This window comes from Actinosynnema pretiosum, from assembly GCF_002354875.1.
Lineage (GTDB): Bacteria > Actinomycetota > Actinomycetes > Mycobacteriales > Pseudonocardiaceae > Actinosynnema > Actinosynnema auranticum.
This window is the reverse complement of record NZ_CP023445.1, coordinates 3,269,656-3,296,494: the sequence shown is the minus strand read 5'-3', so window position 1 is coordinate 3,296,494 and position 26,839 is coordinate 3,269,656. Positions and strand designations below refer to the sequence as shown.

The 26,839-nt window shown below is 73.4% G+C and carries 22 protein-coding genes; 13 read left to right on the top strand and 9 right to left on the bottom strand.

Annotated elements, in window-relative coordinates:
* Window positions 1-2: 2 nt before the first annotated feature.
* From CNX65_RS14395 to CNX65_RS14345, 11 genes are all read left to right on the top strand, one after another.
* Window positions 3-1,085, top strand: coding sequence for an ABC transporter ATP-binding protein (locus CNX65_RS14395; protein ID WP_177154655.1), 1,083 nt, complete (start codon window positions 3-5; stop codon window positions 1,083-1,085).
* Complete coding sequence (locus CNX65_RS14390) at window positions 1,082-1,921, top strand: ABC transporter permease (protein WP_096493381.1); 840 nt, start codon at window positions 1,082-1,084, stop codon at window positions 1,919-1,921. Before CNX65_RS14395 ends, CNX65_RS14390 begins: the two co-directional genes overlap by 4 nt.
* On the top strand, window positions 1,918-2,739 hold the full coding sequence (locus CNX65_RS14385) for an ABC transporter permease (protein WP_157767643.1): 822 nt from the start codon (window positions 1,918-1,920) through the stop codon (window positions 2,737-2,739). Before CNX65_RS14390 ends, CNX65_RS14385 begins: the two co-directional genes overlap by 4 nt.
* Window positions 2,736-4,808, top strand: coding sequence for a hydantoinase/oxoprolinase family protein (locus CNX65_RS14380; RefSeq protein ID WP_096493379.1), 2,073 nt, complete (start codon window positions 2,736-2,738; stop codon window positions 4,806-4,808). The genes CNX65_RS14385 and CNX65_RS14380 overlap by 4 nt, the downstream gene beginning before the upstream one ends.
* The gene (locus tag CNX65_RS14375) at window positions 4,801-6,687 is read left to right on the top strand and encodes a hydantoinase B/oxoprolinase family protein (protein ID WP_096493377.1); all 1,887 of its coding nucleotides are present in this window, start codon (window positions 4,801-4,803) and stop codon (window positions 6,685-6,687) included. Before CNX65_RS14380 ends, CNX65_RS14375 begins: the two co-directional genes overlap by 8 nt.
* Window positions 6,684-7,604 (top strand): LLM class flavin-dependent oxidoreductase, encoded by a 921-nt coding sequence (locus CNX65_RS14370; protein ID WP_096493375.1) that lies wholly within the window; start codon window positions 6,684-6,686, stop codon window positions 7,602-7,604. The genes CNX65_RS14375 and CNX65_RS14370 overlap by 4 nt, the downstream gene beginning before the upstream one ends.
* Complete coding sequence (locus CNX65_RS14365) at window positions 7,601-9,184, top strand: M20 metallopeptidase family protein (protein ID WP_096493373.1); 1,584 nt, start codon at window positions 7,601-7,603, stop codon at window positions 9,182-9,184. Before CNX65_RS14370 ends, CNX65_RS14365 begins: the two co-directional genes overlap by 4 nt.
* Window positions 9,181-10,905: a thiamine pyrophosphate-binding protein gene (locus CNX65_RS14360; protein WP_096493371.1), complete on the top strand. Its 1,725-nt coding sequence runs from the start codon at window positions 9,181-9,183 to the stop codon at window positions 10,903-10,905. Before CNX65_RS14365 ends, CNX65_RS14360 begins: the two co-directional genes overlap by 4 nt.
* A 13-nt stretch (window positions 10,906-10,918) precedes the next feature.
* The gene (locus tag CNX65_RS14355; protein WP_096493369.1) at window positions 10,919-11,572 is read left to right on the top strand and encodes a GntR family transcriptional regulator; all 654 of its coding nucleotides are present in this window, start codon (window positions 10,919-10,921) and stop codon (window positions 11,570-11,572) included.
* Window positions 11,573-11,839: 267 nt separating this feature from the next.
* Window positions 11,840-12,235: a hypothetical protein gene (locus tag CNX65_RS14350; RefSeq protein WP_096493367.1), complete on the top strand. Its 396-nt coding sequence runs from the start codon at window positions 11,840-11,842 to the stop codon at window positions 12,233-12,235.
* A 101-nt stretch (window positions 12,236-12,336) separates the two neighbouring features.
* Window positions 12,337-12,717: a RidA family protein gene (locus CNX65_RS14345; protein ID WP_096493365.1), complete on the top strand. Its 381-nt coding sequence runs from the start codon at window positions 12,337-12,339 to the stop codon at window positions 12,715-12,717.
* Here CNX65_RS14345 and CNX65_RS14340 read toward each other — a convergent pair.
* Window positions 12,669-14,063 (bottom strand): helix-turn-helix transcriptional regulator, encoded by a 1,395-nt coding sequence (locus CNX65_RS14340; protein WP_096493363.1) that lies wholly within the window; start codon window positions 14,061-14,063, stop codon window positions 12,669-12,671. The two genes, CNX65_RS14345 and CNX65_RS14340, sit on opposite strands and share 49 nt — an antisense overlap.
* Window positions 14,064-14,294: 231 nt before the next feature.
* Window positions 14,295-14,672 carry a MerR family transcriptional regulator gene (locus tag CNX65_RS14335; RefSeq protein WP_096497783.1) on the bottom strand — a complete coding sequence of 126 codons (378 nt, stop codon included), beginning with the start codon at window positions 14,670-14,672 and terminating at the stop codon, window positions 14,295-14,297.
* Between the two features lie 150 nt (window positions 14,673-14,822).
* Here CNX65_RS14335 and CNX65_RS14330 point away from each other — a divergent pair, with 150 nt between their 5' ends.
* Window positions 14,823-15,158, top strand: a complete 336-nt coding sequence (locus tag CNX65_RS14330) for an EthD domain-containing protein (protein WP_096493361.1) — start codon at window positions 14,823-14,825, stop codon at window positions 15,156-15,158.
* A 113-nt stretch (window positions 15,159-15,271) separates the two neighbouring features.
* The gene (locus CNX65_RS14325; protein ID WP_096493359.1) at window positions 15,272-16,828 is read left to right on the top strand and encodes an alpha/beta hydrolase; all 1,557 of its coding nucleotides are present in this window, start codon (window positions 15,272-15,274) and stop codon (window positions 16,826-16,828) included.
* Between the two features lie 58 nt (window positions 16,829-16,886).
* Here CNX65_RS14325 and CNX65_RS14320 read toward each other — a convergent pair whose 3' ends face one another.
* The 7 genes from CNX65_RS14320 to CNX65_RS14290 all read right to left on the bottom strand — a co-directional run bounded on the left by CNX65_RS14320 (window position 16,887) and on the right by CNX65_RS14290 (window position 26,816).
* Window positions 16,887-19,727 carry a discoidin domain-containing protein gene (locus tag CNX65_RS14320; RefSeq protein WP_096493357.1) on the bottom strand — a complete coding sequence of 947 codons (2,841 nt, stop codon included), beginning with the start codon at window positions 19,725-19,727 and terminating at the stop codon, window positions 16,887-16,889.
* Window positions 19,724-20,770 (bottom strand): glycoside hydrolase family 43 protein, encoded by a 1,047-nt coding sequence (locus CNX65_RS14315; RefSeq protein WP_096493355.1) that lies wholly within the window; start codon window positions 20,768-20,770, stop codon window positions 19,724-19,726. The genes CNX65_RS14320 and CNX65_RS14315 overlap by 4 nt, the downstream gene beginning before the upstream one ends.
* Window positions 20,771-20,818: 48 nt before the next feature.
* Complete coding sequence (locus CNX65_RS14310; RefSeq protein ID WP_096493353.1) at window positions 20,819-22,678, bottom strand: glycoside hydrolase family 127 protein; 1,860 nt, start codon at window positions 22,676-22,678, stop codon at window positions 20,819-20,821.
* A 151-nt stretch (window positions 22,679-22,829) separates the two neighbouring features.
* Window positions 22,830-23,705 (bottom strand): hypothetical protein, encoded by an 876-nt coding sequence (locus tag CNX65_RS14305; protein WP_096493351.1) that lies wholly within the window; start codon window positions 23,703-23,705, stop codon window positions 22,830-22,832.
* 61 nt (window positions 23,706-23,766) lie between these two features.
* Complete coding sequence (locus tag CNX65_RS14300; protein WP_198320474.1) at window positions 23,767-24,594, bottom strand: carbohydrate ABC transporter permease; 828 nt, start codon at window positions 24,592-24,594, stop codon at window positions 23,767-23,769.
* A gap of 13 nt (window positions 24,595-24,607) precedes the next feature.
* Window positions 24,608-25,555 (bottom strand): carbohydrate ABC transporter permease, encoded by a 948-nt coding sequence (locus CNX65_RS14295; protein WP_096493349.1) that lies wholly within the window; start codon window positions 25,553-25,555, stop codon window positions 24,608-24,610.
* A 7-nt stretch (window positions 25,556-25,562) separates the two neighbouring features.
* Window positions 25,563-26,816 carry an ABC transporter substrate-binding protein gene (locus CNX65_RS14290; protein ID WP_096493347.1) on the bottom strand — a complete coding sequence of 418 codons (1,254 nt, stop codon included), beginning with the start codon at window positions 26,814-26,816 and terminating at the stop codon, window positions 25,563-25,565.
* Window positions 26,817-26,839: the final 23 nt, after the last annotated feature.

The window sequence follows — 26,839 nt, the reverse complement described above, 5'->3', positions numbered from 1 at the left end:
CCATGGCAGCAACCCCGGAGTCCACGACCGCCAGCTCCGTCGAGATCACCGACGTCACCCGCCGCTTCGACGGCACGACCGTGCTGGACCGGGTGTCGCTGACGATCCCGGCGGGCACCTTCCACTGCCTGCTCGGCCCGTCCGGCTGCGGCAAGACGACGCTGCTGCGGATCGTCGCCGGGCTCGACGTCCCGGACGGCGGCAGGGTCGTCATCGGCGGCGTCGACCACACCCGCACGCCCGCGCACCGCAGGCCCACCAACCTGGTGTTCCAGAGCGGCGCGCTGTTCCCGCACCTGAGCGTGGCCGAGAACGTCGCGTTCGGGCTGCGCTCGGGCCCGGACCGGTTGCGGGACAAGGCCGAGGCGCGCAGGCGGGTGGGCGACATCCTGGACCTGGTGGCGATGACCGAGTTCGCGGGCCGCTCCCCCGCCACGCTCTCCGGCGGGCAGCGGCAGCGGGTCGCGATCGCCCGCTCGCTGGTGCTCAAGCCGGACGTGCTGCTGCTCGACGAGCCGCTGAGCGCGCTGGACCTGGCGCTGCAGCTGCGGATGCGGCGCGAGCTGCGCCGGTGGCAGCAGGAGACCGGCACGACGTTCGTGTGCGTGACGCACAACCAGGCCGAGGCGATGGAGATCGCCGACGAGATCGCGGTCATGAACCGGGGCCTGGTGGAGCAGAGCGGCAGCGCCCGCGAGCTGTACGCGGCGCCGCGCAGCCGGTTCGTCGCCGGGTTCATCGGCGAGAACAACGTGTTCGCCACCGACGGCTCGGCCGCCCCCGAGGTGGACGGGCTGCGGTTCGCGGGCGTGGACGCGGCCGGGTTCGACGCGCTGGCGGTGCGGCCCGAGTCGCTGCGCCTGGTCGAGCCGGACTCGCCGGACGCGCGCGGCACGGGGCGCGTGAGCACCACCGGGTTCACCGGGCGCAGCCTGCGGGTCACCGTCGTCACGGGCGCCGGCCGGGAGCTGCTGGTCGAGCTGCCGCCGGGCGAGAGCTCGGCGCGGCCCGGCGAGCTGGTCGGCGTGGGCTTCGCGGCGGGCGACGTGCTGCGGCTGCGCGACGAGCCGGGTGCGGCCGGGTGAGCGCGCCCCGGCGGCGGCTGGCCGCGCTCCTGCTCGCGCCCGGCACCGCGTTCCTGGTGCTGGCGTTCTGCTCGATCGTCGCGCTCCTGGTGTCCTACAGCACCCGCACCGAGCAGACCAGCACCCTGTTCGCCCCGTTCGACCTGGGCACGTGGCGGGTGGCGCTGTCGGACGGCTACCTGTGGTCGGTGGTCGGGGTGACGATGCGGCTGGGCCTGACCGTGTCGCTGCTGACCGTGCTGATCGCCTACCCGCTGGCCTGGTGCGTGCACACGATGCGCCGCCCGTGGCAGGCGGCGGCGGTGCTGTTCGTGGTGTTCTCGCCGATCCTGGTGAGCGTGGTGGTGCGCAGCTACGGCTGGGCGATGCTGCTGCGGCCGGGCGGGGTGTTCGGCGACGCGTTCGACGGCTGGCTCTACCACGAGCCGGGCGTGGTCGTGGCGCTGGTGCACGTGGAGCTGCCGTTCGCGCTGTTCGCGATCCTGGCGTCGGTGCGGTCGGTCCCGGCCGACCTCGCGCCCGCCGCCGCGGACCTGGGCGCGGGACCGGTGCGGCGCTTCACGAAGGTCCTGCTGCCGCTGACGCTGCCCGGCGTGCTGAGCGGCGCCCAGCTGGTGTTCGCGCTGACCATCAGCGCGTTCGCCACGCCCGCGCTGCTGGGCGGCGGCCGGGTCACCGTGCTGGCGCAGACGATCTACCAGAACATCCAGCAGCTGGCCTGGCCGCTCGCGGCGGTGCAGGCGGTGGTGCTGCTGGCGCTGACCCTGGTGGTGCTGACCGCGTTCACGCTGCTGACCCGGCTCGCGTCCGGTCGGTCGAGGGCGGTGGCGCGGTGAAGCCGGTTTCCCTGCTGCGCGGGGCTTTCACGCTCGCGTGCGTGGTGTTCGTGCTGCTGCCGCTGCTGGTCGTGGTGGTGGCCTCGGTCAGCACCGACCACGTGCTGACCGGCGTGCCGTCCGGGTTCACGCTGGAGTGGGTGCGCACCGCGCTGGCGTACGAGCCGTTCCGGATCGGCGTGCAGTACTCGTTGCAGGTGGCGGCGATCGCCACCGCGCTCTCGCTGCTGCTGGGCGTCCCGGCGGCCTACGCCATCGCCCGGCTGGACGTGCCGGGCGCGGGCCTGCTGCGCACGGTGTTCGTCGCGCCGCTGAGCCTGCCGCGCGTGGTGACCGGGTTCAGCTTCTTCGTGCTCTACGCCTCGCTGCTGCCCTCCGCGTACGGCACGGTCGGCGGGGTGGCGTTCGCGCACACGTTGCTGCTGCTGCCTTTTGTGGTGTCGCTGGTGGGCGCGGGGCTCGCGGGGCTGGACCCGGCGCTGGAGGAGGCGGCCCGCGACCTGGGCGCCTCGCCGGTGGCCACGTTCTTCCGGGTCACCCTGCCGCAGATCCGCACCTCGCTGGTGATCTCGGCGGTGTTCGCGTTCCTCACCTCGTTCGACGAGGTCGACACCTCGGTGTTCCTGATGCCCGCGGACGTCACCACCCTCCCGGTCGCGATCTTCCTGCGGCTGGAGCAGAACCAGGACCCGACGACGTCGGCGGTGTCCAGCCTGATGATCGTCGCCTCGCTGGCGGTCGCGGCGCTGGCGGCGCTGGGCGTGCGGGGATCGGGCCTGGCGGGCAGCAGGAACTCCTCCGGGGAAGGACGGCCATGACCATCGAGCCCACCCGCCGCTACCGCCTCGGCGTCGACGTCGGCGGCACGTTCACCGACGTCGTCCTCGCCGACTCGGCCACCGGCGAGCTGATCACCGACAAGGTGCCCTCCGACGCGGCGCAGCCGGCGCGGGCCGTCGTGGCGGGCGTGTTCGGCGTGCTGGAGCGCGCCGGGGTCTCGCCCGCGCAGGTCGAGCACTTCTCGCACGGCCAGACGTTCGCGCTCAACACCGTGCTCCAGCGCTCCGGCGCGCGGGTCGGCCTGCTGGTCACCGCCGGGTTCCCTGACCTGCTGGCGATCGGGCGGCTGCGCCTGGACGACCCGATCGACATGTTCGCCGAACCCGCGCGACCGCTGGTGGACCAGCGCGACGTGCGGGAGATCCGGCAGCGGCACCGCGCGGACGGCGCCGTCGAGCACGAGCTGGACCCGGCGGAGGTCGTCGCGGCGGTGCGGGACCTGGTCGCGGACGGCGTGGAGGCGGTCGCGGTCGCGTTCCTGCACTCGCACAAGCACCCCGAGCACGAGCGGCGCGCGGCGGCGGCGATCGCCGAGGCGTTCCCGGACCTGCCGGTGGCCTGCTCGGCGCTGCTGTGGCCGGAGGAGAAGGAGTTCGAGCGCGCCACCGTGGCGGTGCTGGCCGCGCACGTCGGGCGGGCGCTCGGCGGCTACCTGGCGCACCTGTCGACGGCGCTGCGCGAGGCCGGTCTGGTGTGCCCGCTGCACATCACCCGCTCCAACGGCGGGGTCGCCTCGATCGACCACGAGCCGGACCAGGTGCTGCGGGCGGCCGTGGAGACCCTGCTGTCGGGTCCGGCGAGCGGGGTGGCCGGGGTGGTGCGGCTGGCCGCCGACACCGGGCTGCGCGACGTGGTCACCATGGACATGGGCGGCACGAGCGTGGACTGCGCGGTGGTGCGCGGGGAGGTCCCGTACTCCACCGAGAGCGTCATCGGCGAGTTCCCGCTGATCATCCCGTCGGTCGAGGTGTCCTCGATCGGCGCGGGCGGCGGGTCGGTGGTGCGGGTGGACCGGGCCGGGGTGCTCAAGGTCGGGCCGCGCAGCGCGGGCGCCCGTCCGGGGCCGGCCTGCTACGGGCGCGGTGGCGCCGAGCCGACGCTGACCGACGCGTACGTGCTGTGCGGCTACCTGGACCCGGCGGACTTCGCGGCGGGCGCGCTGACCATCGACGTGGGCGCGGCGCGCGCGGCCATGGCCCCGGTCGCGGAAGCGCTCGGGCTGACCGTGGAGCAGGCCGCCGAGGCCGCGGTCTCCGTTGCCACGGCGATGATGCACGCCCAGCTGGTGCCGCTGTGCGCGCAGCACGGGGTGGACCCGTCCGCGCTGACCATGGTCGCCTACGGCGGCGCGGGGCCGGTGCAGGCGGCGCTGCTGGCGCGGGCGCTCAACGTCGCGGAGGTGGTCGTCCCGGCCTCGCCCGGCACGCTGTGCGCGTACGGCGCGCTGGCCACCGACATGCGGGTGGACCTGGTCGCGCCGATCGGCGGCGCCACCGACGACGCCGAGCTGCGGAAGGCCTGGGACGGCTTGGAGACCCGCGCGCTGGCCTGGTACGGCGAGCAGGACCACGGGCTGCACCCGGACGTGCGCGTCACGCGCTGGGCGGACGTGCAGCTGGTGGGCCAGTCGTTCACGCTCCCCGTGTCGCTGCCCGAGGACGCGGAACCGGGTGTTCCCGCACTGCGCCAGGGGTTCGCCGAGGCTTACCGGCGCGCTTACGCGGTGGACCCCGGTCCCGGCGAGCTGGACGTGCGCAGCGTGCGCGTGGTGCTGGCCGCCACCGCCGAGCTGCCGCGCGCCCCGTGGCGGGCGAGCGGCGACGCGGAGTCGTTGCCGCACACCGTGATCGAGGACGGCGTGGCCGTGCCCGCGCTGGTGCACCGCAGGAGCTCGCTGGCCACCGGGGCCGAACTCGTCGGCCCCGCGGTGGTGTCCGCGCCGGACACGACGATCTTCGTGCCGTCCGGGTGCCGCGCCGTCGTCGACGGGCTGGGCAACCTGCGGATCGCCGTCACCCCCGCCGAGAGGAAGGCCGCCCGTGCGTAGCTCGCCCGTCGTGCTGGAGATCCTGGCGCACCGCTTCTCGGCGATCGTGGAGGAGATGGCGGAGAACATCCGCCGCACCAGCTTCAGCGTCTTCGTCAAGCAGACCGCGGACTTCGGCACCTGCCTGGTCACCCCGGACGGCGAGGTGTTCGCCGCGCCCCGGCGCATCTCCGGCAACCTGATGATCGGCATCCCGGCGCGCGCCGCGCTGGAGTCCCTTGCCCCGTACCAACCCGGCGACGTCGGGCTCAGCAACGACCCCGACCGCACCGGCGGGCTCGTCACGCACCTGCCCGACCTGTGGACGTGGGCCCCGCTGCACGTGGACGGCGAGGTCGTCGCGTACGCGGTGAGCTTCGTGCACTCCTCCGACATCGGCGGCACGGTCCCCGGCTCGATCGACTGGGGCCACACCGATCTGCACCAGGAGGGGCTGCTGATCCCGCCGGTGCGGCTGGTGGAGGGCGGGCGGCGCAACCAGGCCGTGTTCGACCTCGTGGCGCGCAACACCCGCGTGCCCGAGCAGAACCTGGGCGACCTGGACGCGCAGGTCGCCGGACTTCGGACGGCGCAGCGGCGGCTGGACGAGGTCGCGGGCTCGTTCGGCGTGGCGGCGGTGCGGGACGCGATCGCGGACCTGCTCGACACCGCCGAGCAGCGCGCCGGGGACATGATCGAGGAGTTGGCGGACGGGACCTACGCGTTCACCGACTACGTCGAGGGCGTGGAGGGCGAGCGCGGCACGGTGGTGCCGCCGACCCGGCTGAACCTGGAGCTGACCGTGTCCGGGCGCGGGGCGCACCTGTCGTTCGAGGGCACCTCGCCGCAGGTGCTGGAGGCGGTGAACCTGCACACCGGCGGCGAACCCGGCCACTACATGCTCGCCTTCGCGCTGGTGAACTGGTTCTACTCGCGCGACAAGGGCGTGCCGTACAACTCGGGGCTGGTGCGGCCGTTGACCGCCGCGCTGCCGCCGGGGTCGGTGGTGAACCCGTGGCCCGGCGCGCCGTGCGGGGTCAGGGCGGCGGTGTTCTTCCGGATCATGGACTGCGTCGTGGGCTGCCTGGCGCAGGCCAGGCCCGAGGCGGCGTCGGCGACCGGGGCGGGCGGGGTCGCGATCGCGGCGATCTCGCACGTGGACGAGGCGACCGGCAGGCGGCGGGTGTCCGTGGGGCAGCCGCTCACCGGCGGGTCCGGCGGGCGGCCGGGGCAGGCGGGGTTGCACGGCACCAGCTACATGGGCGGGTGGCTGCGGAACGTGCCGAACGAGGTGCTGGAGGCGGACGTCCCGGTGCTGGTGGAGGAGTACCGGTACCGGCGGGCTTCCGGTGGCGCGGGCGAGTTCCCCGGCGGGGACGGGCTCGTGGTGCAGATGCGGTCGCTGCGCGACGACGTGACGTTCGCGGTGCGCGGGCTGGAGCGGTTGGTGCACCAGCCCTGGGGCGTGGGCGGCGGTCAGCCGGGCGCGCGGGGGCGGGCGGTGCTCAACCCCGGCGCCGAGGACGAGCGGGACCTGGGGCGGGTCGGGACGATCACGTTGCGGCGCGGGGACGTGCTGCGCGTCGAGACGCCCGGCGGTGGCGGGCTCGGGGCGGCGGACGCCGATCCGGGCGAGAGCGGGAGCACTGCCCTGCGAGCGCTCGGGGCGGAGTTCGCGTTCGGCGAGGCCCGCGAGGCGTACGAGGCCCGCTGGCCGCAGGAGTCGCAGCGGCGGCTGGTGGACGTGGTGCTCGGGCGGGTCGCGCCCGCCTCGCAGCCCGCGACCTACCGCGCGCTGTACCTGGAGGCCGACCGCCGGGCCGGGACGGCCGGGGCGGTGACCGCGCAGGTGCTGGACGAGGTGCTCGCCGAGGCGGGCCTGGGAGGTGGGGTGGCGTGAGCGCGCTGCGGTTCGGGTTGATGACCTACGAGGCCGCGCCGATCGGCGAGCTCGTGGCGCGCTGGCGCGGGTTCGAGGCCGACGGCTGGGACGCGCTGTGGGCGGGCGACCACCTGTGGAGCGCGCTCGACGCGGACGGCAACCCCACCAGGCCCCGGTTCGACCCGTGGGTGCTGGCCGCGTGCGTCGCGACCGCCACCGAGCGGGTGGAGGTCGGCACGCTGGTCAGCGCGATCGGGATGCGCAACCCGACCGTGCTCGCCAAGCAGGCGATCACCCTGGACCACGTGTCGGGCGGCCGGTTCACCACCGGGCTCGGCGCGGGCGGCAACCCCAAGGACGAGGCGGCGGCGGGCATCGCGCCGCTGGCTCCCGACGAGCGGGCCGCGCGGTTCGGCGAGTACGCGGCCGTGGTGCGGGCGGTGCTCGACGGCGGCTCGTACGACCTGGCAGGCGAGCACCACAGCGCCAGGGGCGTGTCCGCTCCCCCACCGGTCGCCGGGCGTCCGCCGCTGCTGATCGCGGCGCACCTGAGGTCGACGATCGCGGTCGCGGCGCGGCACGCGGACGTGTGGCACACCTACGGGTCGCTGTTCAGCCAGCTCGCGCGCGGGCAGCAGCTCACCGCCGACGAGAGCCTCGCGGTGACGGCGCGGCGGGCGCGGGCGCTGGACGAGGAGTGCGAGCGGATCGGGCGCGATCCGGGGACCGTGCGGCGCGGGTTCATGCTGGGGTTCACGCGGGACGCGCCGTGGACGTCGGTGCAGGCGTTCCGGGAGACCGTCGGCCGGTACGCGGAGGTGGGCATCACCGAGTTCGCGTTCCCGTTCCCGCTGCAGGGGCCGCACGACCCGGACGTGTTCCACGAGGTGGTCGCGGACGTGCTGCCCGCGCTGCGCGCCGGGGAGCGGCCGTGAGCGTCGAACCCGTTGCCGCGGAGGGGTTCTCGGGCTCGTTGACCGCCGGGGTCGCGCTGGAGGACGGGACGGGGGTCCTGCTGGACGAGCTGGTCGCGCTGCGCCGCGAGCTGCACGCCGTGCCCGAGGTCGGGCTGGACCTGCCCGTCACCACCGGGATCGTGCTGGGCGCGCTGGAGGGCCTCGACCTGGAGGTCACCACCGGGACCGGGTCGAGCTGGGTCGCGGCCGTGCTGCGCGGGGCCCACCCCGGTCCGGTGGTTGCGCTGCGCGCGGACACCGACGCGCTGCCGATCACCGAGGACACCGGGCTGGAGTTCGCCTCCGCCAACGGGGCGATGCACGCGTGCGGGCACGACCTGCACACCGCCGCGCTGGTCGGGGCGGCGCGGTTGCTGCACGCCGGGCGGGAGTCGTTGCACGGCAACGTCCTGCTGCTGTTCCAGCCCGGCGAGGAGGGGCACGGCGGGGCGCGGGCGATGCTCGCCGAGGGCGCGCTGGAGGTCGCCGGGCCGGTGTCGGCGGCGTACGCGCTGCACGTGATCGCGGACCTGCCGCACGGCGTGTTCCTGACCAGGCCGGGGCCGATCATGGCCGCGTACACCGTGCTGGAGGTGACCGTCACCGGGCGCGGCGGGCACGGCGGGCGCCCGCACGAGGGACTGGACGCGATCCCGGTCGCCGCGCAGGTCGTGTCGGCGCTGCACACGCACGTGGACCGGGCGTTCGACGCGTTCGACCCGGTGGTGCTGACCGTCGGGCAGTTCAACGCGGGCAGCGCGCCGAACGTGGTCGCCGAGCGTGCGGTGCTGCGGGCCGGGGTGCGCACGTTCTCCGAGGCCACGACCGCGCGCGTCGCGCTGGAGCTGCCGCGCGTGGCCGAGCGGGTCGCGGCGGCGTTCGGGGCGACGGCGGAGGTGGTGGTGCGCGAGGTCATGGCGCCGACCGTCAACGACCCCGCGTCGGCGCGGGTGCTGGCCGCGACGGCGACCGCGCTGTTCGGGCCGGAGCGGTACGCCGAGCTGGCGAACCCGCGCACCGGGTCGGAGGACTTCTCCGAGGTGCTGCGGCGGGTTCCCGGCGCGTACGGGTACCTGGGGGCGGCTGCGCCGGGCGCGGTCGGCCCGGACCGCAGGCCCGCGGGCAACCACTCGCCTCGGGCGTTCTTCGACGACTCGCTGCTGGGAGACGCGGCGCGGTTGCTGGCCGGGCTGGCCAGGCACCACCTGGTTCCTGGCGCGCTGACCGGCGAGGACGCCAGCGGGGACGGCGGGCTGAGCACCGGGACCGCCCAGGCGACCGGGAGCGGTGGCGCGACGACCGAGGGCGGTGGCGCGACGGTCCGGGACGGCAGCGCGACCTCTGGGACCGCAGCCGGTCAGCGGGCGCCCGACGCGCCCACCGACCCGCCCGACCTCACCACCGGACCCGCCCACGCGCTCGACGACCCGCCTGGCGCCGCGAACCGCCCCGTGACCGTCGCGGTGGCGGGAGCGCCCGGTGACGCGCCCGACGCCGTCCCCGCCAACCCCGCCCCGCAGCACCCCGCGCCCGACCGCTCCCCCGGAGGACAGCAGTGACGACCCCGCAGACCACTCCCCGCCGAGGCGCGGACGCGCTCGTGGAGACCCTGATCGCCCACGGGGTCACCACCCTGTTCGGCGTTCCCGGCGACACCGGCGTCGTGCTGTACGACGCGCTGTTCCACCGCACCGACGAGATCGAGCACGTCCTGGCCCGCGACGAGCGGCACGCGGCGGCGATGGCCGACGGGTACGCGCGGGTGACCAACCGGGTCGGCGTGGTCGAGGTGTCCAGCGGGGGCGGCACCACCTACGTGGTCGGCGGGCTGGGCGAGGCGTTCGCGTCCGGCATCCCGGTGCTGCTGATCACCTCCGACATCCACGCGTCCAGCCGGGGCACCGGGGCGCTGACCGAGATCGACCAGGTGGCGCTGTTCACCGCCGTCACCAAGTGGCGCACCGTCGTGGAGAGCGCGGACGAGGTGCCGGGGGCGGTCGCCGAGGCGCTGCGGGTCGCGGTGAGCGGGCGGCCCGCGCCGGTCGCGGTGATCGTTCCGGAGAACGTGCTGGAGGAGCTGACCTCCGCACCGGCGCCGGTCACGACGGCGGTGGTCCCGGCGGAGCGCCCGCTCGCCGACGCGAGTGCGGTGGCCGAGGCGGTCCGGTTGCTGGCGGGCGCCGAGCGGCCGGTGGTGGTCGCCGGGGGCGGCGTGCACCTGTCCGGCGCGCACGCCGAGGTCGCCGAGCTGGCGGCGCGGCTCGGCGCGGGGGTGGCGGGCACGATCCACGGGCGCGGGGCGGTCGCCACCGACGACCCGTGGTGGCTGGGCCTGGTCGGCAACAACTCCGGGCAGCCTGGGACGAACGCGCACGTCGCGGCGGCGGACGTGGTGCTGCTGGTCGGCACGCGCGGCAACGCCACCGACACCAACTCGTGGACCGCCCCCGCGCGCACCGGGCAGGCCGTGGTGCAGATCGACGTCGACGCGGCGCGGGCCGGGCGGAACTTCCCCGGTTCCACGGCGCTCGTCGGCGACTGCCGCGCGGTGCTCGGGCAGCTCCTGGCCGCGCTGGAGCCCACGCCCGAGGCGGCGCTGCGCGAGCGGGCCGAGGCCGTCGCACAGGCGCGCGGGAACGCCACGCCGCGCACCGAGGGCGGTGAGCACGCGCCGGGCGTGCTGTACCCAAGGGCGGTCGTGGAGCTGCTGCACGAGCTGCTGGGCGAGGACGTCGTGGTCGTGGCCGACCCCGGCACGCCGACGCCGAACACCGCCGCGTTCTGGCCGCAGGCGCGGGCGGGCCGCAAGGTGGTGATCCCGCGCGGGCACGGGCCGATGGGTTACGCGATCCCGGCTGCGATCGGGGTCGCCAAGGCCCTGCCGGGCACGCGGGTGGTGAGCGTGACGGCGGACGGGAGCTTCGCGATGGCGTGCGGCGAGCTGGAGACGGCGGCCAGGTTCAGCCTACCCGTCCTGTTCGTCCAGTTCACGAACCACAGCATGGGCTGGATCAAGATGCTCCAGCACCTGTACACCGGGGGCCGCTACTTCGGCGTCGACCCCGGCCCGGTGGACGCAGCGCTGGTCGCGCGGGCGAACGGGGTCGAGGGCACGGCGGTGACGTCGCTGGAGGAGCTGCGGGCCGCCGTGGTCGACTTCGCGGAGGACCCACGACCGAGGTACCTCGACGTGGTGGTGCCGCACATGATCGACTACAGCCCGCCGGTGCCCGCCTGGGACCGGGGTCTGGCCGGGGACACCACCCGGCCGGTCTACTGACGCCGAGGTGACCATGACCGGACCCACGCCGACCCCTCGGCTGCCGCTGCGCTCGGAGGAGGTCTACCGGACGCTGCGCGAGGAGATCGACGACGGCCTGGTGACGCCCGGCGCGCCGCTGGTGGAGGACGAGATCGCGCAGCGGCTCGGCGTCTCGCGCACCCCGGTGCGCGAGAGCATCCAGCGGCTGGCCGCCGACGGGCTGGTGGTCTCGCGCAGGCGGCGGTGGGTGGTGCGCTCCTTCACGCCGGAGGAGGTCACCGACATCTACGAGGTGCGGGCGGCGCTGGAGTCGCACGCGGCGCGGCTGGCCGCGCTGCGGGCGACCCCGGAGCAGCTGGCGGCGATCGAGGCCCAGCGACCGCTGATGACCGGCGAGAGCCGGGAGGTGCTGGTGGAGCGCAGCCGGGCGAACGACGAGTTCCACGACCTGATCACCGGGGCGTCGGGCAACGAGCGGCTGCTGCGCACCATCCGCGACCACCGGCTGTTCCACTTCAACCGGCGGTTGGCGGTGATGTACGAGGAGGAGCACCTGCGGACCTCGTCGCGGCAGCACGGGCAGCTGGTGGACGCGCTGGTGGCGCGGGACGCGGAGGCGGCGGCCGAGGTGGCGCGGGTGCACGTGGAGTACTCGCTGGGGATCGTGCTGGAGAAGCTGTTCTGAGGGGGCTCGGGGCCGGGGCCCGGTGACCGCGAGCGGGACGTCGACGCCGAGGCGTTCGCGCGGCGGGGATCCGGGAGTTGCGGCGGCAACCGGTGATGCTGTGGACTGGCCGCACCGCGCTCGCGCCGCGTGGTGGACCGGTTGACGCGTGCGGCTGAGCGCTCGGGTGCTGCTGGACAGTGGTTCCGCACGCTTCGCGTGCGGGGGACGTGGAATACTCGCGGCCCGTCGTGCCGGAGGAAGCTGGTTGACCGTGGGTGGTGTGGTGTGAAGGTCGAGATCGTCGAAGTCGCCGACCCCGGCTCCGGGCAGGTGGTGTTCCGCCTCGCGGGGGCTCGGGACACGGCGTCCGGCTACTGGTCGTCCGGCGAGGACGCGCAGGTGGGCGAGTGCGCGGTCGAGCTGGACGTGCCCGGCGAGGTGACCGCGTGGTCGGTCGTCGCGCCGCCGGAACCGCCGGAGTCGGCCGTGGCCGACGTCGACGGCGGGGTCGCGATCACCGCCGAGGTGCTGCCCCGCGAGGACGCCGACGGGGCGTTCGCCCTGCGCGTGGGCGTGGGCGTGGTGCTGGTGGAGCTGTCCGGCGACGTGTCGGCGGTCGCGCCGGGCACGTGGGTGTCGCTGTCGGTGCCGAAGGTCGTGCTGTACCCGTTCAGCGCCTGACGCCCCGGCGCCCGCCGGGGCGGCCACCGCCGGAGGGCGTCCCCACGAGCCACCGGACTGGGCGCAGTGCGGAGGCGATCGGCGACGGGGAGTGGTCCACCGTGCGTGAGCCACCCCCGGTCCGCAGGCACTCCGACCCGCTCGGGCGGTACGCGGAGAGCGTCGAGATCAGCGGCGCCTCGCGGGTGCTGTTCATCAGCGGGCAGGTTCCCGCGGACGTCGACGGGACCGCGCCCACCGGGTTCGCCGACCAGTGCCGCAACGCCTGGCAGCGGGTGCCTGCCGTGCTGGAGCAGCACGACGTGCGGCCGGAGCACCTGGTCGAGGTGACCACGTTCCTGCGCGACCGGGACGACCGGGAGCTCAGCGGCGAGGTGCGCGGGCAGGTGCTCGGGGAGCGCCTGCCCGCGCTGACCGCGGTCGTGGCCGAGCTCTACGAGCCGGACTGGTTGGTGGAGATCGAGGCCATCGCGCTGGCCTGACCCCGCGCCGCCTTGCCGACCAGGCCGAACTCGACCGCGACCGCGGCGGCCTCGCCCCTGGTGCCGACCCCGAGCTTCTCGAAGATCCGCACCAGGTGGAACTTGATCGTCGCGGGGCTGAGCTGGATCTCGCGGGCGATCTCCCGGTTGCGCAGGCCGCGCGCCACCCGGCTGAGCACGTCCAGCTCGCGTGCGCTCAGTCCGAAGTCCGGCACCTCCTCCGGCGCCGCCAGCGCGCGCCGCAGCGGCAGCACCAGGGTCGCGGTGGCGCCGAGCCGGTGGTCGACCTCGACCGAGATCGTGCCGCCGACCGGCGCGATCCCGGTCGCGAGCGCGCGCACCCCGGCGGGGTCGAACCCGCTGGTCGCGTTGTCGCGCACGCGCAGCACCAGCTCCGCACCGACCTGCCAGCCCACGCGCAACGAGGTGACCGCGTCCCGGTCCAGCGCGAGCAGCACGACCTCGGTGCTGACCGCGGCGGCGAGCCCGGCCAGCTCCAGCGGCACGTCACCGCCATCACCCGGCTCGTCCACCTCCAGGCGCACCCCGGCCCGCCGCACCACCGGCTCCAGGTCCTTGACCAGCGCGGCGAACGCCTCGCCGACCGGCTCGCCGGACAGCCCGCGCCTCACCTGCTCCTCGGCCCGCAGGTCGAGCAGCGCGCCCATCGCGAGACCGGTCGCCTCGGAGCGGGCCTGCCGGTCGTCGTAGCGGGACGAGCGCAGCGCCACGAGCATGGCCTTGACCAGCGCGGACTGCCGCTGCACGAGCTCGGCGGCGACCTGCGCGCCCGCAGCCGCGGCGAGCCTCGCCGAGTAGGACTCGTCGTCCGGGATGCCGAGGGCGCTCGAGGCGCCCAGGACGTTCGAGGCGTCCGAGGCCTTCGGAGTGGACGCGGGCATGGCTCGACCGACGCGGCGGGTGGCCGCGTGGTGGGTGGCGAGGAGTCGCCACAGCGCGCTGACGACCTGGAGGTCCGCGAGTTCCTCGGTCTCGTCCGAGACTACCGCCGGGTCGTGCACCAGCACGAGCACCGAGGCGGTCCCCCGTTTGGGTTCAGCTCGCAGCACGCTCACCCGGTACGGCCGCCCGCCCGCGGTGGTCCCGCCGCGCCACAGCGGCTCGGCGCCCGCGGACTCGAGCAGGTCGGCCAGCACGGCGGGGGTGAGCGCGGCCTTGGTCTCGGGGTCTCCGACCACCCGGATCGGGGGGAGGGAGGCGCTCAGCTCGACCAGCGCCCGGTGCGGGACGAGCCCGGCTATCGCGGTCGAGCAGGCCTCCAGGTGCCGCCCCTCGGGGGCGTCCAGCAGGTCCACGGCTCTGGAGAACAGCTCGGCCGGTTCCACGGCTCGGAATGTAGCGCCGGGCCGGAACCGCCCGGAACCGGCACCGGGGCGGTTCGGGAGGGTGTTCCCGCAGTTCACAGCGGCGTGGATCGGAGCGGGGGCGGGAACGCGGCGGTGGACCGGCAGTCCGGTCGGCGGACGGGAAGAGTTACCCAGAACACATCCGGGACCGCCGTCGAAGCGGTCGCCCCCCGACGGCGGGCGTCAGCACGACGGCGGGCGTGGCCGCGTTCAGGTCCCCGGTCGCTCCAGGTCCGCCAGGTACGCGCGGTTGATCAGCACCAGCTCGTCCAGCGCGGACCGCGCCGCCACGAGCCCGTCGATGGCGGCCGTGAGCCGGGCGTGCTCGCGGGTCATCGTGGCCAGGGAGCGCCGGGCGACCCGCGCGCCGGGGTTGGCCGCCATGCAGGGGATCAGCTCGCCGATGGCCCCGCTGGACAGGCCCGCCGCGAGGAACGCCCGGATCAGACCGACCCGGTGGACGTGCTCCTCGTCGTAGTGCCGCTGGCCGCTGGCCGAGCGCTCGCTGACCAGCAGCCCCTGCTCCTCGTAGTAGCGCAGCGACCTGCGGCTGGCGCCGGTCCGCGCGGACAGCTCACCGATGCGCACCCCGCCGCCCTCCACCACCGACCGCCGCTGTGGTCCGGGTCACCCCGCCTTGCCCTTCACACGCGTGTGAGCGTTTAGCGTAGCCGACGTCGGGGACGACCCGGCGCCGCGACCGGAAACCGTTGTCGCACAACACAAACCGGAGGATTGATGCTCAAGTTCGTCTACCTGGTCAACCGCGTCGAGGGCATGTCGGCGGAGGAGTTCACCGCCTACCACCGGGAGCGGTACGCGCCGCTGTTCGCCTCGATCCCCGAGGCGCGCGAGCTGGTCCGCAAGTACGCGATCTCGCACCCGGTCCCCGCCCCCGACCACCCGGCCCCGGCCTACGACTCGGTGACCGAGATCTGGTTCGACAACTGGGCCGACCACGACGCGTTCTTCACGTCGGAGAACTACATGGAGCGGGTCCAGCCCGACGAGGCCGTGTTCATCGACCTGGCCACGCTCGGGGTGGTGGTCACCGAGGAGCGGGTCGTCCTGTGAGCCGGGGACCGGGCTGAGCGCTCCCCCGCGAGGCCGCCGGGACAGGGGTTGACCATGCCCTTGGGGCATGGTTTTCCCTGGTGGCACAACCACTTTCGGGAGTAGGGGGAAGTGTGCAAAAACGACTCGTGCTCGCGGTCGGCCTGGCCCTGGTGGCCGGGGCGACCCCCGCGGTCGCCGAGAGCGCGCAGGGCGGCGTCCCCGCGCGCTACACCGCGCAGCGGCTGGACTGGCACCTGTGCGCGCCGGAGGAGCTGACCACCCAGCCGCCGGCGGGCCTGCAGGGCTTGGAGTGCGCGACGTTCCGGACGCCGCGCGACTGGGACCGGCCGCGCGAGGGGCGGGACCTCACCATCGCGGTGAGCAGGCTGAAGGCCACGCACGGCGCCACCGCGTCGCTGCTGACCAACCCCGGCGGCCCCGGCGGGGACGGCAGGTACTTCCCCGCCGCGCCGAACTTCACCGAGCAGACCCGGTTGCGCGAGCACCAGGAGATCATCGGCGTCGACGTCCGGGGCACCGGCAAGAGCACCAACGTGACCTGCGACGGCGCGTGGAGCACCCTCGACGACCTGGACGCGCGCGACCGCAGCCCGGAGAACCTCGACCACGCCCTGGACCTGGCCGAGCGGGCGGCGGACACCTGCCAGGCCGCGTACGGCGACCTCGGTCCGGTGATCAACACCCACCAGACGATCCACGACTACGACCTGCTGCGCGCGCTGCTCGGCCGCGAGCGGATCAACTGGGTCGGCTACTCGGGCGGCACCTGGCTGGGCGCGCACTACGCCCAGCGGTTCCCGCAGCGCACCGGGCGGTTCGTGCTCGACTCGAACACCGAGTTCACCACCACCTGGCAGAAGTCGTTCGACTGGCAGGCCACGGGGTTCGAGCGCAGCTGGCGCGAGCACTTCCTGCCGTGGGCGGCGAAGCACGACGACGTCTACCACCTGGGCGCGGACGCCGAGTCGGTGCGGCAGGTCTACGAGGCCGTGCGGGCCGCTCTGGTGCGCCGGCCGGTGGAGCTGCCCTCGCAGCAGGGCCCGTTCCGGGTGACCGCGCCCGTGCTCGACGGCGTGGTCACGCAGAGCCTGTACAGCAAGGTGCTCTTCGAGGGCCTGGCCACGTTCCTGGTCACGCTCAAGGGGATCACCGAGCAGGGCTCCGCGCCTCAGGAGGACGTCGCGGCGGCGGTGGCCGCGGCGGAGCTGGCGGCGGACGAGCCCGACGCGATGCGGGCCACGTTCTGGGCCACGCTGTGCGGCGAGGGCGAGTGGACCGGTGACCGCAGGAGCGCGATCCGCGACTCGAACCGGGCGCACGAGCGCGGTCTGACGCTGGTCGGCAGCGGGTGGCCGCTGGTGCAGCTGTGCATGTTCTGGGACAGCGAGCCGCGCGCGCTGCCGAAGCTGGACGGGCGCGGGGTGCCGCCGGTGCTGATGCTGCACTCGGAGCTGGACGGCGCGACGCCGATCGAGGGGGCGCGGCGCGCGCACGCGGCGTTCGAGGGCTCGCGGCTGATCACCGTCACCGGCGACGGCGACCACGGCCTGTACGGCATGGGGAACCCGGTGGTGGACGAGATCACCAACGCCTACCTGGTCGACGGGGTGGTGCCCGCGGACCGGGAGGTGGCGGGGATGCCGCTGCCGGATCCGTCCGCGAAGTGACCGGGTGAGCTGACCGGGCGGGGAGGGGCGTGCCGAGGCGCGCCCCTCCCCCGTTCCGCTAGCGCTGGTAGGCCTTCACCTCCGTCAGCGCGGTCTTGAAGCCCGGCGCGTGGGTGAAGCGCACGCGCAGGCGTTGGGTGTTGACGCTGCCGAACGTCGCCTTGTTGTAGTTGGCGCGCGGGGTCGCCGGTGTCGCGCTCTGGTTCGGGACGGCCACCCAGGCGCTCCCGTTGTGGTACTCCACCGCGTAGGAGGCCGGGGCCCGGTAGCGGTTGGCGGCGCGGTCGTCGCGGAAGTGCAGCCGCACCTCGTTGACCGCCTTGGACTGGCCGAGGTTCAGCTCGTACCAGTCGCTCGCGTTCGGCGAGCCCGCCGTTCCCCACAGGGGTTCGTTGGTGGGCAGGCCGTCGATCGCGGCGGCGAGCGAGGTTCCGGACGCGGTGTAGGAGGCGGACGGGGTCGCGGACTGGGCCAGGTTCGGGGTGGTCGAGGTCAGGTCCACGCCCGCCTTGGCCAGCACGTCGACCATGCGCGCGCTGGTCTGCTGGACCTCCTGCGGGGCGCGGAGACCGCTGAACGGGGCGCTGTGGGTGGTGGCGCCGCCCGCGGGCAGGCTGACGCTCCCGGTCGCCGGGTCGTAGACCAGCCTGGTGAGGCGGTCGACCGTGGCGACCCTGGTGCCGTTGAGGAACACCGAGTAGCCCTGCGGGACGCCGTTGTAGCGGGTCACGCCGTCGGCCGGGTCGTCCCACACCACGCTCAGGTCCGCGCCGTGGTAGCGCAGGTTGTTGACCGCGAAGTGCGACCAGCCGATGTCGATCGGCCACAGCTCGACCTTGTTGTCCGAGCGCGGGCGCAGGCCCGCCACGTCCTCGACGACGGTCCAGTTGGAGCTGCCGAGGATGTTGTGGTGGATCCAGGACCGGTAGTCGATGGTCTGGGCGTTCGGGTTCCAGTTGGCCCAGAACTCGTTGGCGTCCGGCCACTGCGTGTTGCCGACGGTGAACTGCGCCCAGGCGTTCCAGTAGAGCAGCTTCTTGTAGTCCTCGGCGCCCATCCACTGGTTCGGGTAGTTGCGCAGCACCGAGGAGTAGAGGCGGAACTGGACGGTGGAGTTGATGGTGGAGAAGTTGTTGCTGCCGGGGAAACCGGCCTGGGCCGCCGCGGCCTTGTCGCGCTGGTTCGCGGTGTAGAAGGGGAACACCGGGTACTCGGCGGGGTCGGCGAACAGCCGCAGCGCCTCGCGGTAGTCGGCGGTGTTGGGCACCAGGCCGACCGAGAACGGGTAGTAGTTGTTGATCTCCTTCCACGGCACGTGCGCGTTGGTCGCCACGTGCTTGTGCTCCAGCAGCTTGCGAGCGGGGTTCCACAGGGTCGACATGACGCCGTTGCGGATGCGGTCGGCCAGCGCCTGCATCTCGGCGGCCTTGGCGGTGTTGCCGAGCATCGCGTAGGCCTGCTGGGCGGCCATCGCGCCGCTCCACACGTACGCGGTCTCGGCCCGGTCCATCCGGCCCTCGCGCCAGTGGAACGACACCGCGTCCGCGTCGTTGCCGGTCAGCGCGCCCCAGTCGTACTCGATGACGCCGTTGTTGTTGGTGTCGTAGAAGGAGAGCTGCCCCTTGGCGTCGCCTTCGGCGTAGCGGGCCAGGTTCCCGATGATCGCGGGCTGGCCGCCGTGCACCTGGTAGCTGCGCCAGGCCGCCTCGGAGATGTACTGGGTGTACGAATTCGACCAATTTTCCGGATCACCCGGATTGTCCACGTAGCGGGCGTTCTTGCCGGTCTGCCCGGCCGAGAGCCAGGGGCCGTAGGAGTACTCGGCGTTGCGCAGGTACTTCAGGTCGTCGATGTGCATCGGCTGGGTGAGCACGATGGCGTTGTTGTAGCCGGTGACGCCCTCGATGGACACCGGGAACTGGTAGTCCTGGCCGGGGATGTCGACGTCCAGGTGGTTGAAGCGCATCAGCCACCAGCGGTAGTAGACGCTCTTCTTGATGGCCGGGTCGGGGACGTCGATGTAGGGGACGTTGTCGGCCCACCACTTGTTGTAGGCGCGCACGTGCGTGCCGAACGCGGTGTCCGGGCTGTAGCCCCGGTAGGCGTTGTACTCGGTCAGCGACTCGGGGATCTCGTCGGTGACGAGGCCGAGCACGACCTTGGTGGTGACCGACTGCCCCCCGCCGAGGGTGATGTCGCGGGTCAGCGCGCCGGACGCGGCGGTGAAGCCGTCGCCGGACAGGCGCGGGCGGATCGTGGTGAGGTTGTTCTTCACCTGCCGCGAACCGGTCAGCTCGGAGCCGCTGACCGCGGTGGCGTAGGGGGAGGTGGCGCGCACGGCGGCCGTGGTGGTGGCGGAGCCGGTGTTGGTCAGGGTCAGGTTGGTGACCAGGACGTTGTTGTGGGTGATGAACTTGCTGACCTGGGCGCGCAACGACCCGCCGGTGTAGACGCCCTTCCAGTGGCTGGGGGCCTGCCAGCGCGAGGCGGGCTGCTCGGTCAGGGTGGTGCCGCCGACCGTAATGGCGTAGGCGTTCTGGCTGCTGATGTTGTCCCAGTAGGCGGCGTTGCCGCCGAAGCCGATCACCGCCGGGTTGTGGGTGTACATGAACGCGCCGCGCCCGCGCGTCATCAGCAGCGGGCCGGTCGGGTCGTTGCCGGGCCGGGCGAGCAGGCGGTCCATCCAGAAGTCGGTGCCGCCGCTCTCCGCGTCGTAGATGGCCTTCATGGTGTCGCCGGTGCTGTAGCCCACGGGCGGGGCGGGCACGCCGGGACCGGTGAAGGTCGGGTAGCCGATGGTCTGCGCGGCGGACGCGGCGCCCATCGCGACCGGGGTCAGCAGGGACAGCAGCACGACCGCGGTGGTCGCGGTGGCGCGCAGCCGGGGACGTCTGCTCATCGGGCGCTCCCCCGCTGGATCTGGTTGTCCTGGACGGGGTTCGCGCCGCTGAGGACCTTGGCGAGGCTGTTGTTCGGCGGCGGGCCGGTGCTGGTCTGCACGACGCGCTGGATCGTGCCGTCGGCGTTGAAGTTCACCAGGTCCACGGCCACCGAGCGGCGGAAGTTGCCGCCGCCGGGCGCGTTCGCGTTGTGGTAGACGATGTACCACTGGTTCTTGAACTGGACGATGCCCGCGTGGTTGGTGGTCGAGGAGACCTGGCCCAGCAGCACGCCCCGGTGGGTCCACGGGCCGGTGGGGCTGGTCGCGGTGGCGTAGCGCTGGCAGGCGTAGCTGGAGGAGGTCACGCAGCCGTTGGTGTCGTTGGCGGCGTACACCATGTAGTACAGGTTGTTGCGCTTGAACATCCAGGGCGCTTCCCAGAAGTTCGTCAGCCCGACCGGGGTGGTGACGGGGCCGTCGAGCTCGATCATGTTGGACTTGAGCTTGGCCATCCTGGGAGCCCAGTAGCTGCCCCAGTACAGGTAGGACTGGCCGTTGTCGTCGGTGAAGACGGTCGGGTCGATGTTCAGGCCCGAGGAGTTCGGGGTGCTGTCGCTGACCAGCGGCCCGCCCTTGGCGTCGCGGAACGGGCCGAGCGGGCTGTCGCCGACCGCGACGCCGATGTCCATCCAGCCCGCGCCCCGGCCGTTGACCGAGGTGTACCAGTAGTACTTGCCGTTGCGCGGTTCCACCTCGCTGGCCCACGCGTCGGCGCCCGCCCACGGGAAGGTGGCGGTGGTCGCCTTGGCGCCGTGGTCGGTCCAGTTCGCGGCGTCGGTGGAGGACAGCACCCGCCACTCGCGCATCAGGAAGTTGCCGGAACCGGCGGGCGCCTCGTCGCGGCCCGCGTAGACGTACAGGGTGTTGCCGACGACGAGCGGGGCGGGGTCGGCGGTGTAGTAGCCGGTGACGATCGGGTTCGCCGCGAGCGCGGGCGGGGCCAGGGCGGTGACGAGCGCCAGTGCGGCGCCGAGCCCGAGCACCCGGCTTCGGGTGCGCATGGTGTGCTCCTCTTCGTTGAGGTGGCGGGGGTTTCGCGGTTCGGGGGTTCAGACGCGCCAGTAGACGGTGTAGCGCTGGCGGTGCGTGCGGTAGAACGGGGCCAGCGTGACCCGGCCGGTGGAGGCGGTGGCCGTGTACTCCAGCGGCGTTCCGGTGGGGGCGAGCGTGCCGGGCTGGAGGGTCGGCGGCGCGGTGAGGTCGGTGGTGCCGTAGCCGCCCGCGAGGACGATCGGGCCGTGCTTGACGACCTGCACGGCCGGGTCGTCGGGCGCGCTCTCCCGCGTGAGCGCCATCGGCAGGGTCAGCTCGACGGTGTCGCCGGTGGCCCAGGTGCGGTCGATCCTGGCGTAACCACCGGGGGTCGCGGCGACGAGCGCGCCGTTGAGGCGCAACTGCGCGCCGGTGGCCCAGGCGGGCACCCGAAGCCGCAGGTCGACGCGGCCGGAACCGGTGATCGTGAGCTTGGTGCTCGCGGTGTCCGGGAAGCCGGTGTCCTGGCGGACGGTGATGTTCCTGCCGGGCCAGGTGAGCGCGGACGGGATGAACAGGTTCACCCACAGCGTCTCGCCGCCGCGGAAGTAGATGCTGTCCCGGTGCTTGGTGTTGGTCTCCATGCCGGTGCCGTGGCAGCAGGTGAAGTCCTGGTAGTCGTTGCTGAACGTGCGCTGGCCGCCCGCGCGCAGCGGCACGTAGTAGCTGTGGTGGCCGTGCGCCGAGTCGGGGTTCTGCGCGCCGAGGAGGTGGTTGTAGAGGGCCCTCTCGTGGAAGTCGAACAGCTCGGGGCGGCCGGGATCGGTGCGGAACAGCTGCCTGGTCAGCTTGAGCATGTTGTGCGTGTTGCAGCACTCGCAGGTGCTGTCGGACAGCTCGGAGGCGATCCGGTTGGGGTTCTTGAAGTACTCGCCGTTGGAGTTGCCGCCGATGGCGTAGGTGTGCGCGCCGACGACGAAGTTCCAGAAGTTGCGGGCGATGTCGCGGTACCGGGTCTCGCCGGTGGCGTGGTACTCGCGGATCGCGCCCAGCGCCTTGGGGATCTGGGTGTTGGCGTGGAACCCGGACAGGGCGTCGCGGCCCGCGGCGAGCGGGTCGAAGACCTGGGCGTGGTCGAAGTAGCGGGCGGCCGTGAGGTGCAGCGGGTCGCCGGTGAGCTGGTAGAGGTTGGCCAGCACCTCGTTCATGCCGCCGAACTCGGTGCCCAGCACGGCCTGCCGCTGCGCCTGGGTGAGCCTGCCGTTGCGCCAGGCGACCCAGGCGGCCTTGCGGGTCAGCGCGGTCAGCGCCTGGGCGCTGCCGGTGAGCTGGTGCGCGTCCAGCAGCCCGGCCATGATCTTGTGCAGGGTGTAGTAGGGGGCCCAGACCTGCTGGCGGGCCTCGACCCGGTCGATGAAGCTCTCCGGGAACGCCGACAGGTAGCCGGTGTTGAACCCGGCGGCGGGGGCCCGGTCCTGGCAGGCGGCCAGACCCGCGACGAGGTGGTCGGACTTCGTCTTGAACGCGACGTCGCCGGTGCTCGCGTAGGCCTGGGCAAGCGCGGAGAGCACGTGGCCGGTGGAGTGGCCGCGCAGCTCGGTGGTCGGGGACTCCCAGCCGCCGCACGGGGTCGCGGTGGAGGCGAGGCCGACGTTGCGGCGGAAGGTGTGCAGGAGCCGGTCCGGGTCGAGGAACTTCAGGTAGGCGTGGGTGCGGGACTCGTTGCGCTGGAACGGTCCGGCGAGCAGGGCGACCGCGGACAGCGGGAACGGGTCGGCCGAGACGCCGACGTCGGCGCGCGCGGCGGCGGTTCCCGGTGCGGCGCGGTCGGTGTCGGCGTGGGCGGTTCCGGTCAGGCCGGGCGCGCCCGCGGCGGCGGCGACGGCGGCGGTCGCGCGCAGGACCGCGCGGCGGGACGGTTGCTGGGGCAGGGACATCTCGCGTCACCTCTCGTGTGACGGGTGGGTGCGGGCGTCCCCGTGCGCGAGCGCGCGGGGACGCCCGCCGTGGTGGGACCGCGGCGGTGGTCCTCCTTGCTCAGGTGGTGGTCGTGCTCCGGTGGCGCCGGGGATCAGGTGGCGCCGGGGGTCAGCGGCCGTAGCGGCTCTTCAGGTGCCGCCACCAGTCGCGCAGCATCCACTTGTCGAACTCGGTGATCGAGGGCGACGAGCCCGCCAGCATGATGAACCCGCCGACCCCGCTGGGCGTCCAGTCGTAGAAGTCGTCGAGCCCGAACGTGTGCCCGATCTCGTGCAGCAGGATCGTGACGTCGTTGCTGTTCAGGCTGTTGACGAAGTACTCGCTGCCCATGCGCTGGCCCCAGTCGCCGCCCGCGCCGCCGCCGAACCCGGAGGTCAGCCACAGCGACTGGTCGTAGTGCCTGGCGACGCCGCCGGGGCAGTTGCGGTACTGGCCGTCGCGGACGAAGAACCGGCCGCACGGCTCGGCGCACTGCGGCGCGTTCTCCCGGATGTTGTTGACGTAGATGTCGACGGAGTTGTCGTTCCACTGCAGGGTGTTGCGGTCGCGCACGGCCCAGCCGACGACCTTGATCGGCACCTCGGCGTACGGCCAGTTGTTGTGCCCGACCATCGCGTCGATCCACTTGCGGTACTGCTGGGCGAGCTTGGCGTGGATGCTGTCGCGCAACGAGGCCGACACGGGCGCCGAGGAGTCCCAGCGCACGCAGAAGTTCAGGTAGCCGCCGTTGGCGAACACCTGGTCCCAGCCGTAGTTGCGGAACCCGTACAGGTCGCCGTAGGTGCTCTCCTGGTGCGACCACACCTGGTTCAGCGGGGTGACCAGGTTCGACGGCGGGCTCCAGGTGGCCGGGTTGGCCGCCGCGGAGACGCCGCCGGTGTCCGGGGCCTCGGCGGCCGAGGCGGTCAGCGGGGTCACCGCCCCTGTCGCCGTGACCACCCCGAGCGCCACCGCCAGGAGGACTCTCTTCCAGGACCGCGTCATTGCGATCATTCCCTTCGTCTTCGGTGGCGGCGGATTCGCGGCGGCGGAAGCTCGTGGCGGGTCAGCCCTTCAGGGCGCCCGAGGTGAAGCCGCGCACGTAGCTGCGCTGCAGGAACGCGAACAGCAGCAGGCACGGCACGGCCATGACCACCACCCCGGCCTCCAGGGCGGCGTAGTCGACGGCGCCGTGGCTGGCGGTGCGCAGGTTGACCACGGCGAGGGTGGTGGTGAACCTGTCGGTGGAGTTGAGCAGGATCAGCGGCGCGAAGAACTCGCTCCACGAGGCCAGGAACGCGAACAGGCCCACGGTGACCAGGCCCGGTCGCACGGCGGGCAGCATGATCCGCAGCAGCGCGCCGAACGAGGTGCAGCCGTCCACGCGCGCGGACTCCTCCAGCTCGACCGGGACGGCCGCGAACGAGTTGCGCATCATGAACACCGAGAACGGCAGCTGGAACGTGGTCAGCACCAGGCTCAGCCCGAGCAGCGAGTCCTCCAGGCCCAGCCAGCCCAGCAGCACGTACAGCGCGATGAGGATGGTCGCGTACGGCACCATCAGGATCGCCAGGGTCAGCAGGAACAACGCGTCCCTGCCGGGGAAGCGGAAGCGGCCGAACGCGTAGCCGCCGAGGGTGGACACGACGAGCGTGCCGCCGACGGTGAGCGCGCTGACGACGGCGCTGTTGAGCACGTGCTGGAACCGGACGCCGTCCTCCGAGGAGAACAGCCTGGCGTAGTTCTCCAGGCCGAACCCGGTGTCCGTGCGCACCGACGCGAAAGCCGCCCACACCAGGGGGAACAGGAACAGCACGGCCAGGGCCGCGCAGGTCAGCCAGTGCGCGCCGAGCGGTCCGCGCTCGGTGTCGTCCACCGCCGGGGTCTTCGCCACTGCTCTCCCCCGCTCAGGTCGACCGGCGGCGCAGGACGCCGAGCTGGACGGCGCTCACCGCGACGAGCGCGACGAGCAGGACGACGGAGGTGCCCGCGGCCGAGCCGAGGTCGAAGCGCACGAACGCCTCCCGGTAGATGACCATGACCACCGAGGTGGTGCTGTTGTCCGGGCCGCCCCTGGTGAGGATCCAGAACTGGTCGAACGCCAGCAGCGAGCCGGTGACCAGGATCGTGAGCACCAGCGCGATGGTGGGCCGCATGAGCGGCAGCGTGATGCCCCGGAACGCCTGCCAGCGGGTGGCCCCGTCGACGCGGGCGGCCTCGTAGACGTCGACCGGGATGGCCTGGAGCCCGGTGAGCAGGATCAGCATGGTGAACCCGGCGAAGCGCCACAGCACCAGCAGGACCGCCAAGCCGAGCGCGGACTCCGGGCTGCCGCTGGTCCACGACACGTGCCCGTCCAGCAGGCCCAGCCACGACAGCAGGTCGTCGACGGGGCCGATCTCGTCGCTGAGCAGGCCGAGGAACAGCAGGGAGGCGCTGGCGAAGCCGACGGCCATGGGCAGGTAGTAGGCGGTGCGGAAGAACCCGACGCCGCGCCTGCGCTGCTGCACCAGCAGGGCGAGGCCGAAGGCGACGACGAACAGCAGCACCGTGGTGATCACCGTGTACTTCAGGGTGAACAGCGCGGCGGTGCGCAGCAGGTCGCTGTCGACGGCGCGGGTGTAGTTGTCCGGCGCGTTCAGCGCGGGTTTCCCGAGCAGCGGCCAGCGGTGCAGCGACATCCACGCCACCAGGCCGAGCGGGACGACGAAGAACACCGCCACCACCACCGCGAGCGGTGTGGCGTAGGCGATCCCGGTGAGCGCGCGGAGCCTGCGCGCGCGGTGGCGGCGCGGCGGCGGGTCCGGTTCGCGCGCGCCCGCCACCTGGGCGGGGCGGGTGGTCGTGGCGGTCACCTCCGGCTCACCCCTGCCCCAGCGAGGCGGTGATGGCGGTGCTGCCCTCGGCGAGCGCCTTGGCCGGGTCGGGGCCGAACAGGGCGCCGCGCAGCGCGGTCAGCCAGGGGCTCTGCGGGTCGTTGAAGGAGGCGTTGAAGTTGCGCGCGTACGGCGTCCTCCCCTTGGCCACCAGGCTGTTCGCGGTGACCAGGCGCGGGTCGGCGGCGGCGTGCTCGTTGGCGGCCAGGTCGGTGCGGGTCGGCACGTTCTTGCCCTTGGCGACCACGCCCACCTGGGCCTGCTCGGTGGTGGTCCAGGACAGGAAGTCCCAGGCCTGGTCGGCGTGCTCGCTGGTGGCGCCGATGCCGAGCGCGTCGCCGCCGACGAACGTGGACTCGCCGCCGTCCAGGCCGGGGATGGGCGCGAGGCCGACGTCCGCGCCGGACTCGGCGATCTCGCCCAGCCACACCGAGGCCGCCGGCCCGATGCCGACCTCGCCGGTGCGCAGCGCGCCGAGCCAGGTCGGTCCGGCCTCGTCCTTGGACGCGGGCGCGGCGACGCCCTCCTCGTAGAGCGAGCGGTAGACCTCGAAGACCTCGGCCATCTCGGGCGAGTCCAGGGTGGCGCGCTCGCCCTCGTCGTCCAGCACGTCGCCGCCGGAGGCCCACACCGAGGGCCAGAAGGTGAACTCGACGCAGCCGCCGCAGTTGCCGCCGAAGTAGGTTCCGCGCACGTCGCCGCCGAGCGCGTGGATCTTCCTGGCGTGGTCGGCGTACTCGCGCAGCGTGGTGGGCGGCTTCTCCGGGTCGAGCCCGGCCTTGCGGTAGAGGTCCTTGTTGTACAGCAGCACCGACAGGTCGATGGTGTGCGGCAGCGCGTAGTTGCGGTCCTCCCAGGTGCCCGCGCGCACGTGCGACGGCGCGAGGTGCTCCCGGTGCTCCAGTCCCTCGAAGCGCTCGGTGATGTCCGTCCACAGGCCCTGGGAGGCGTACTGGGGCGCGAAGACCACGTCGGCGGCGAACAGGTCCGGCAGGGCCCGCGCGCCCGCCGCGGAGGCGAGCTTGGCCGGGTACTCCTCGTTGGGGTACGCGGTGACCTCGACCTTGGTGGAGTGCGTGGCGTTGTACGCCTCGGCGTAGGCCTTGGACAGCGACTCGGTGGCCGCGCGGGTCCACAGCGTGAGCACGACGTCGCCGTCCTGCCCGGAGCCGCCGCCTGAGCAGGCCGACGCGACGAGCGCGGCGGCGAGCAGGAGGGCAGGTAATCCGGTTCTTCTCACCGATCTCTCCTTTGAGGGCGGTT

What these genes read in the sequence shown, in the direction of transcription:
- CNX65_RS14380 (WP_096493379.1), top strand. Translation starts at nt 2,736, where the DNA reads ATGACCATCGAGCCCACCCGCCGCTACCGCCTCGGCGTCGACGTCGGC.
- CNX65_RS14315 (WP_096493355.1), bottom strand. Translation starts at nt 20,770, where the DNA reads ATGCGCACCCGAAGCCGGGTGCTCGGGCTCGGCGCCGCACTGGCGCTC.
- CNX65_RS14305 (WP_096493351.1), bottom strand. Translation starts at nt 23,705, where the DNA reads ATGACGCGGTCCTGGAAGAGAGTCCTCCTGGCGGTGGCGCTCGGGGTG.
- CNX65_RS14330 (WP_096493361.1), top strand. Translation starts at nt 14,823, where the DNA reads ATGCTCAAGTTCGTCTACCTGGTCAACCGCGTCGAGGGCATGTCGGCG.
- CNX65_RS14320 (WP_096493357.1), bottom strand. Translation starts at nt 19,727, where the DNA reads ATGAGCAGACGTCCCCGGCTGCGCGCCACCGCGACCACCGCGGTCGTG.
- CNX65_RS14395 (WP_177154655.1), top strand. Translation starts at nt 3, where the DNA reads ATGGCAGCAACCCCGGAGTCCACGACCGCCAGCTCCGTCGAGATCACC.
- CNX65_RS14355 (WP_096493369.1), top strand. Translation starts at nt 10,919, where the DNA reads ATGACCGGACCCACGCCGACCCCTCGGCTGCCGCTGCGCTCGGAGGAG.
- CNX65_RS14310 (WP_096493353.1), bottom strand. Translation starts at nt 22,678, where the DNA reads ATGTCCCTGCCCCAGCAACCGTCCCGCCGCGCGGTCCTGCGCGCGACC.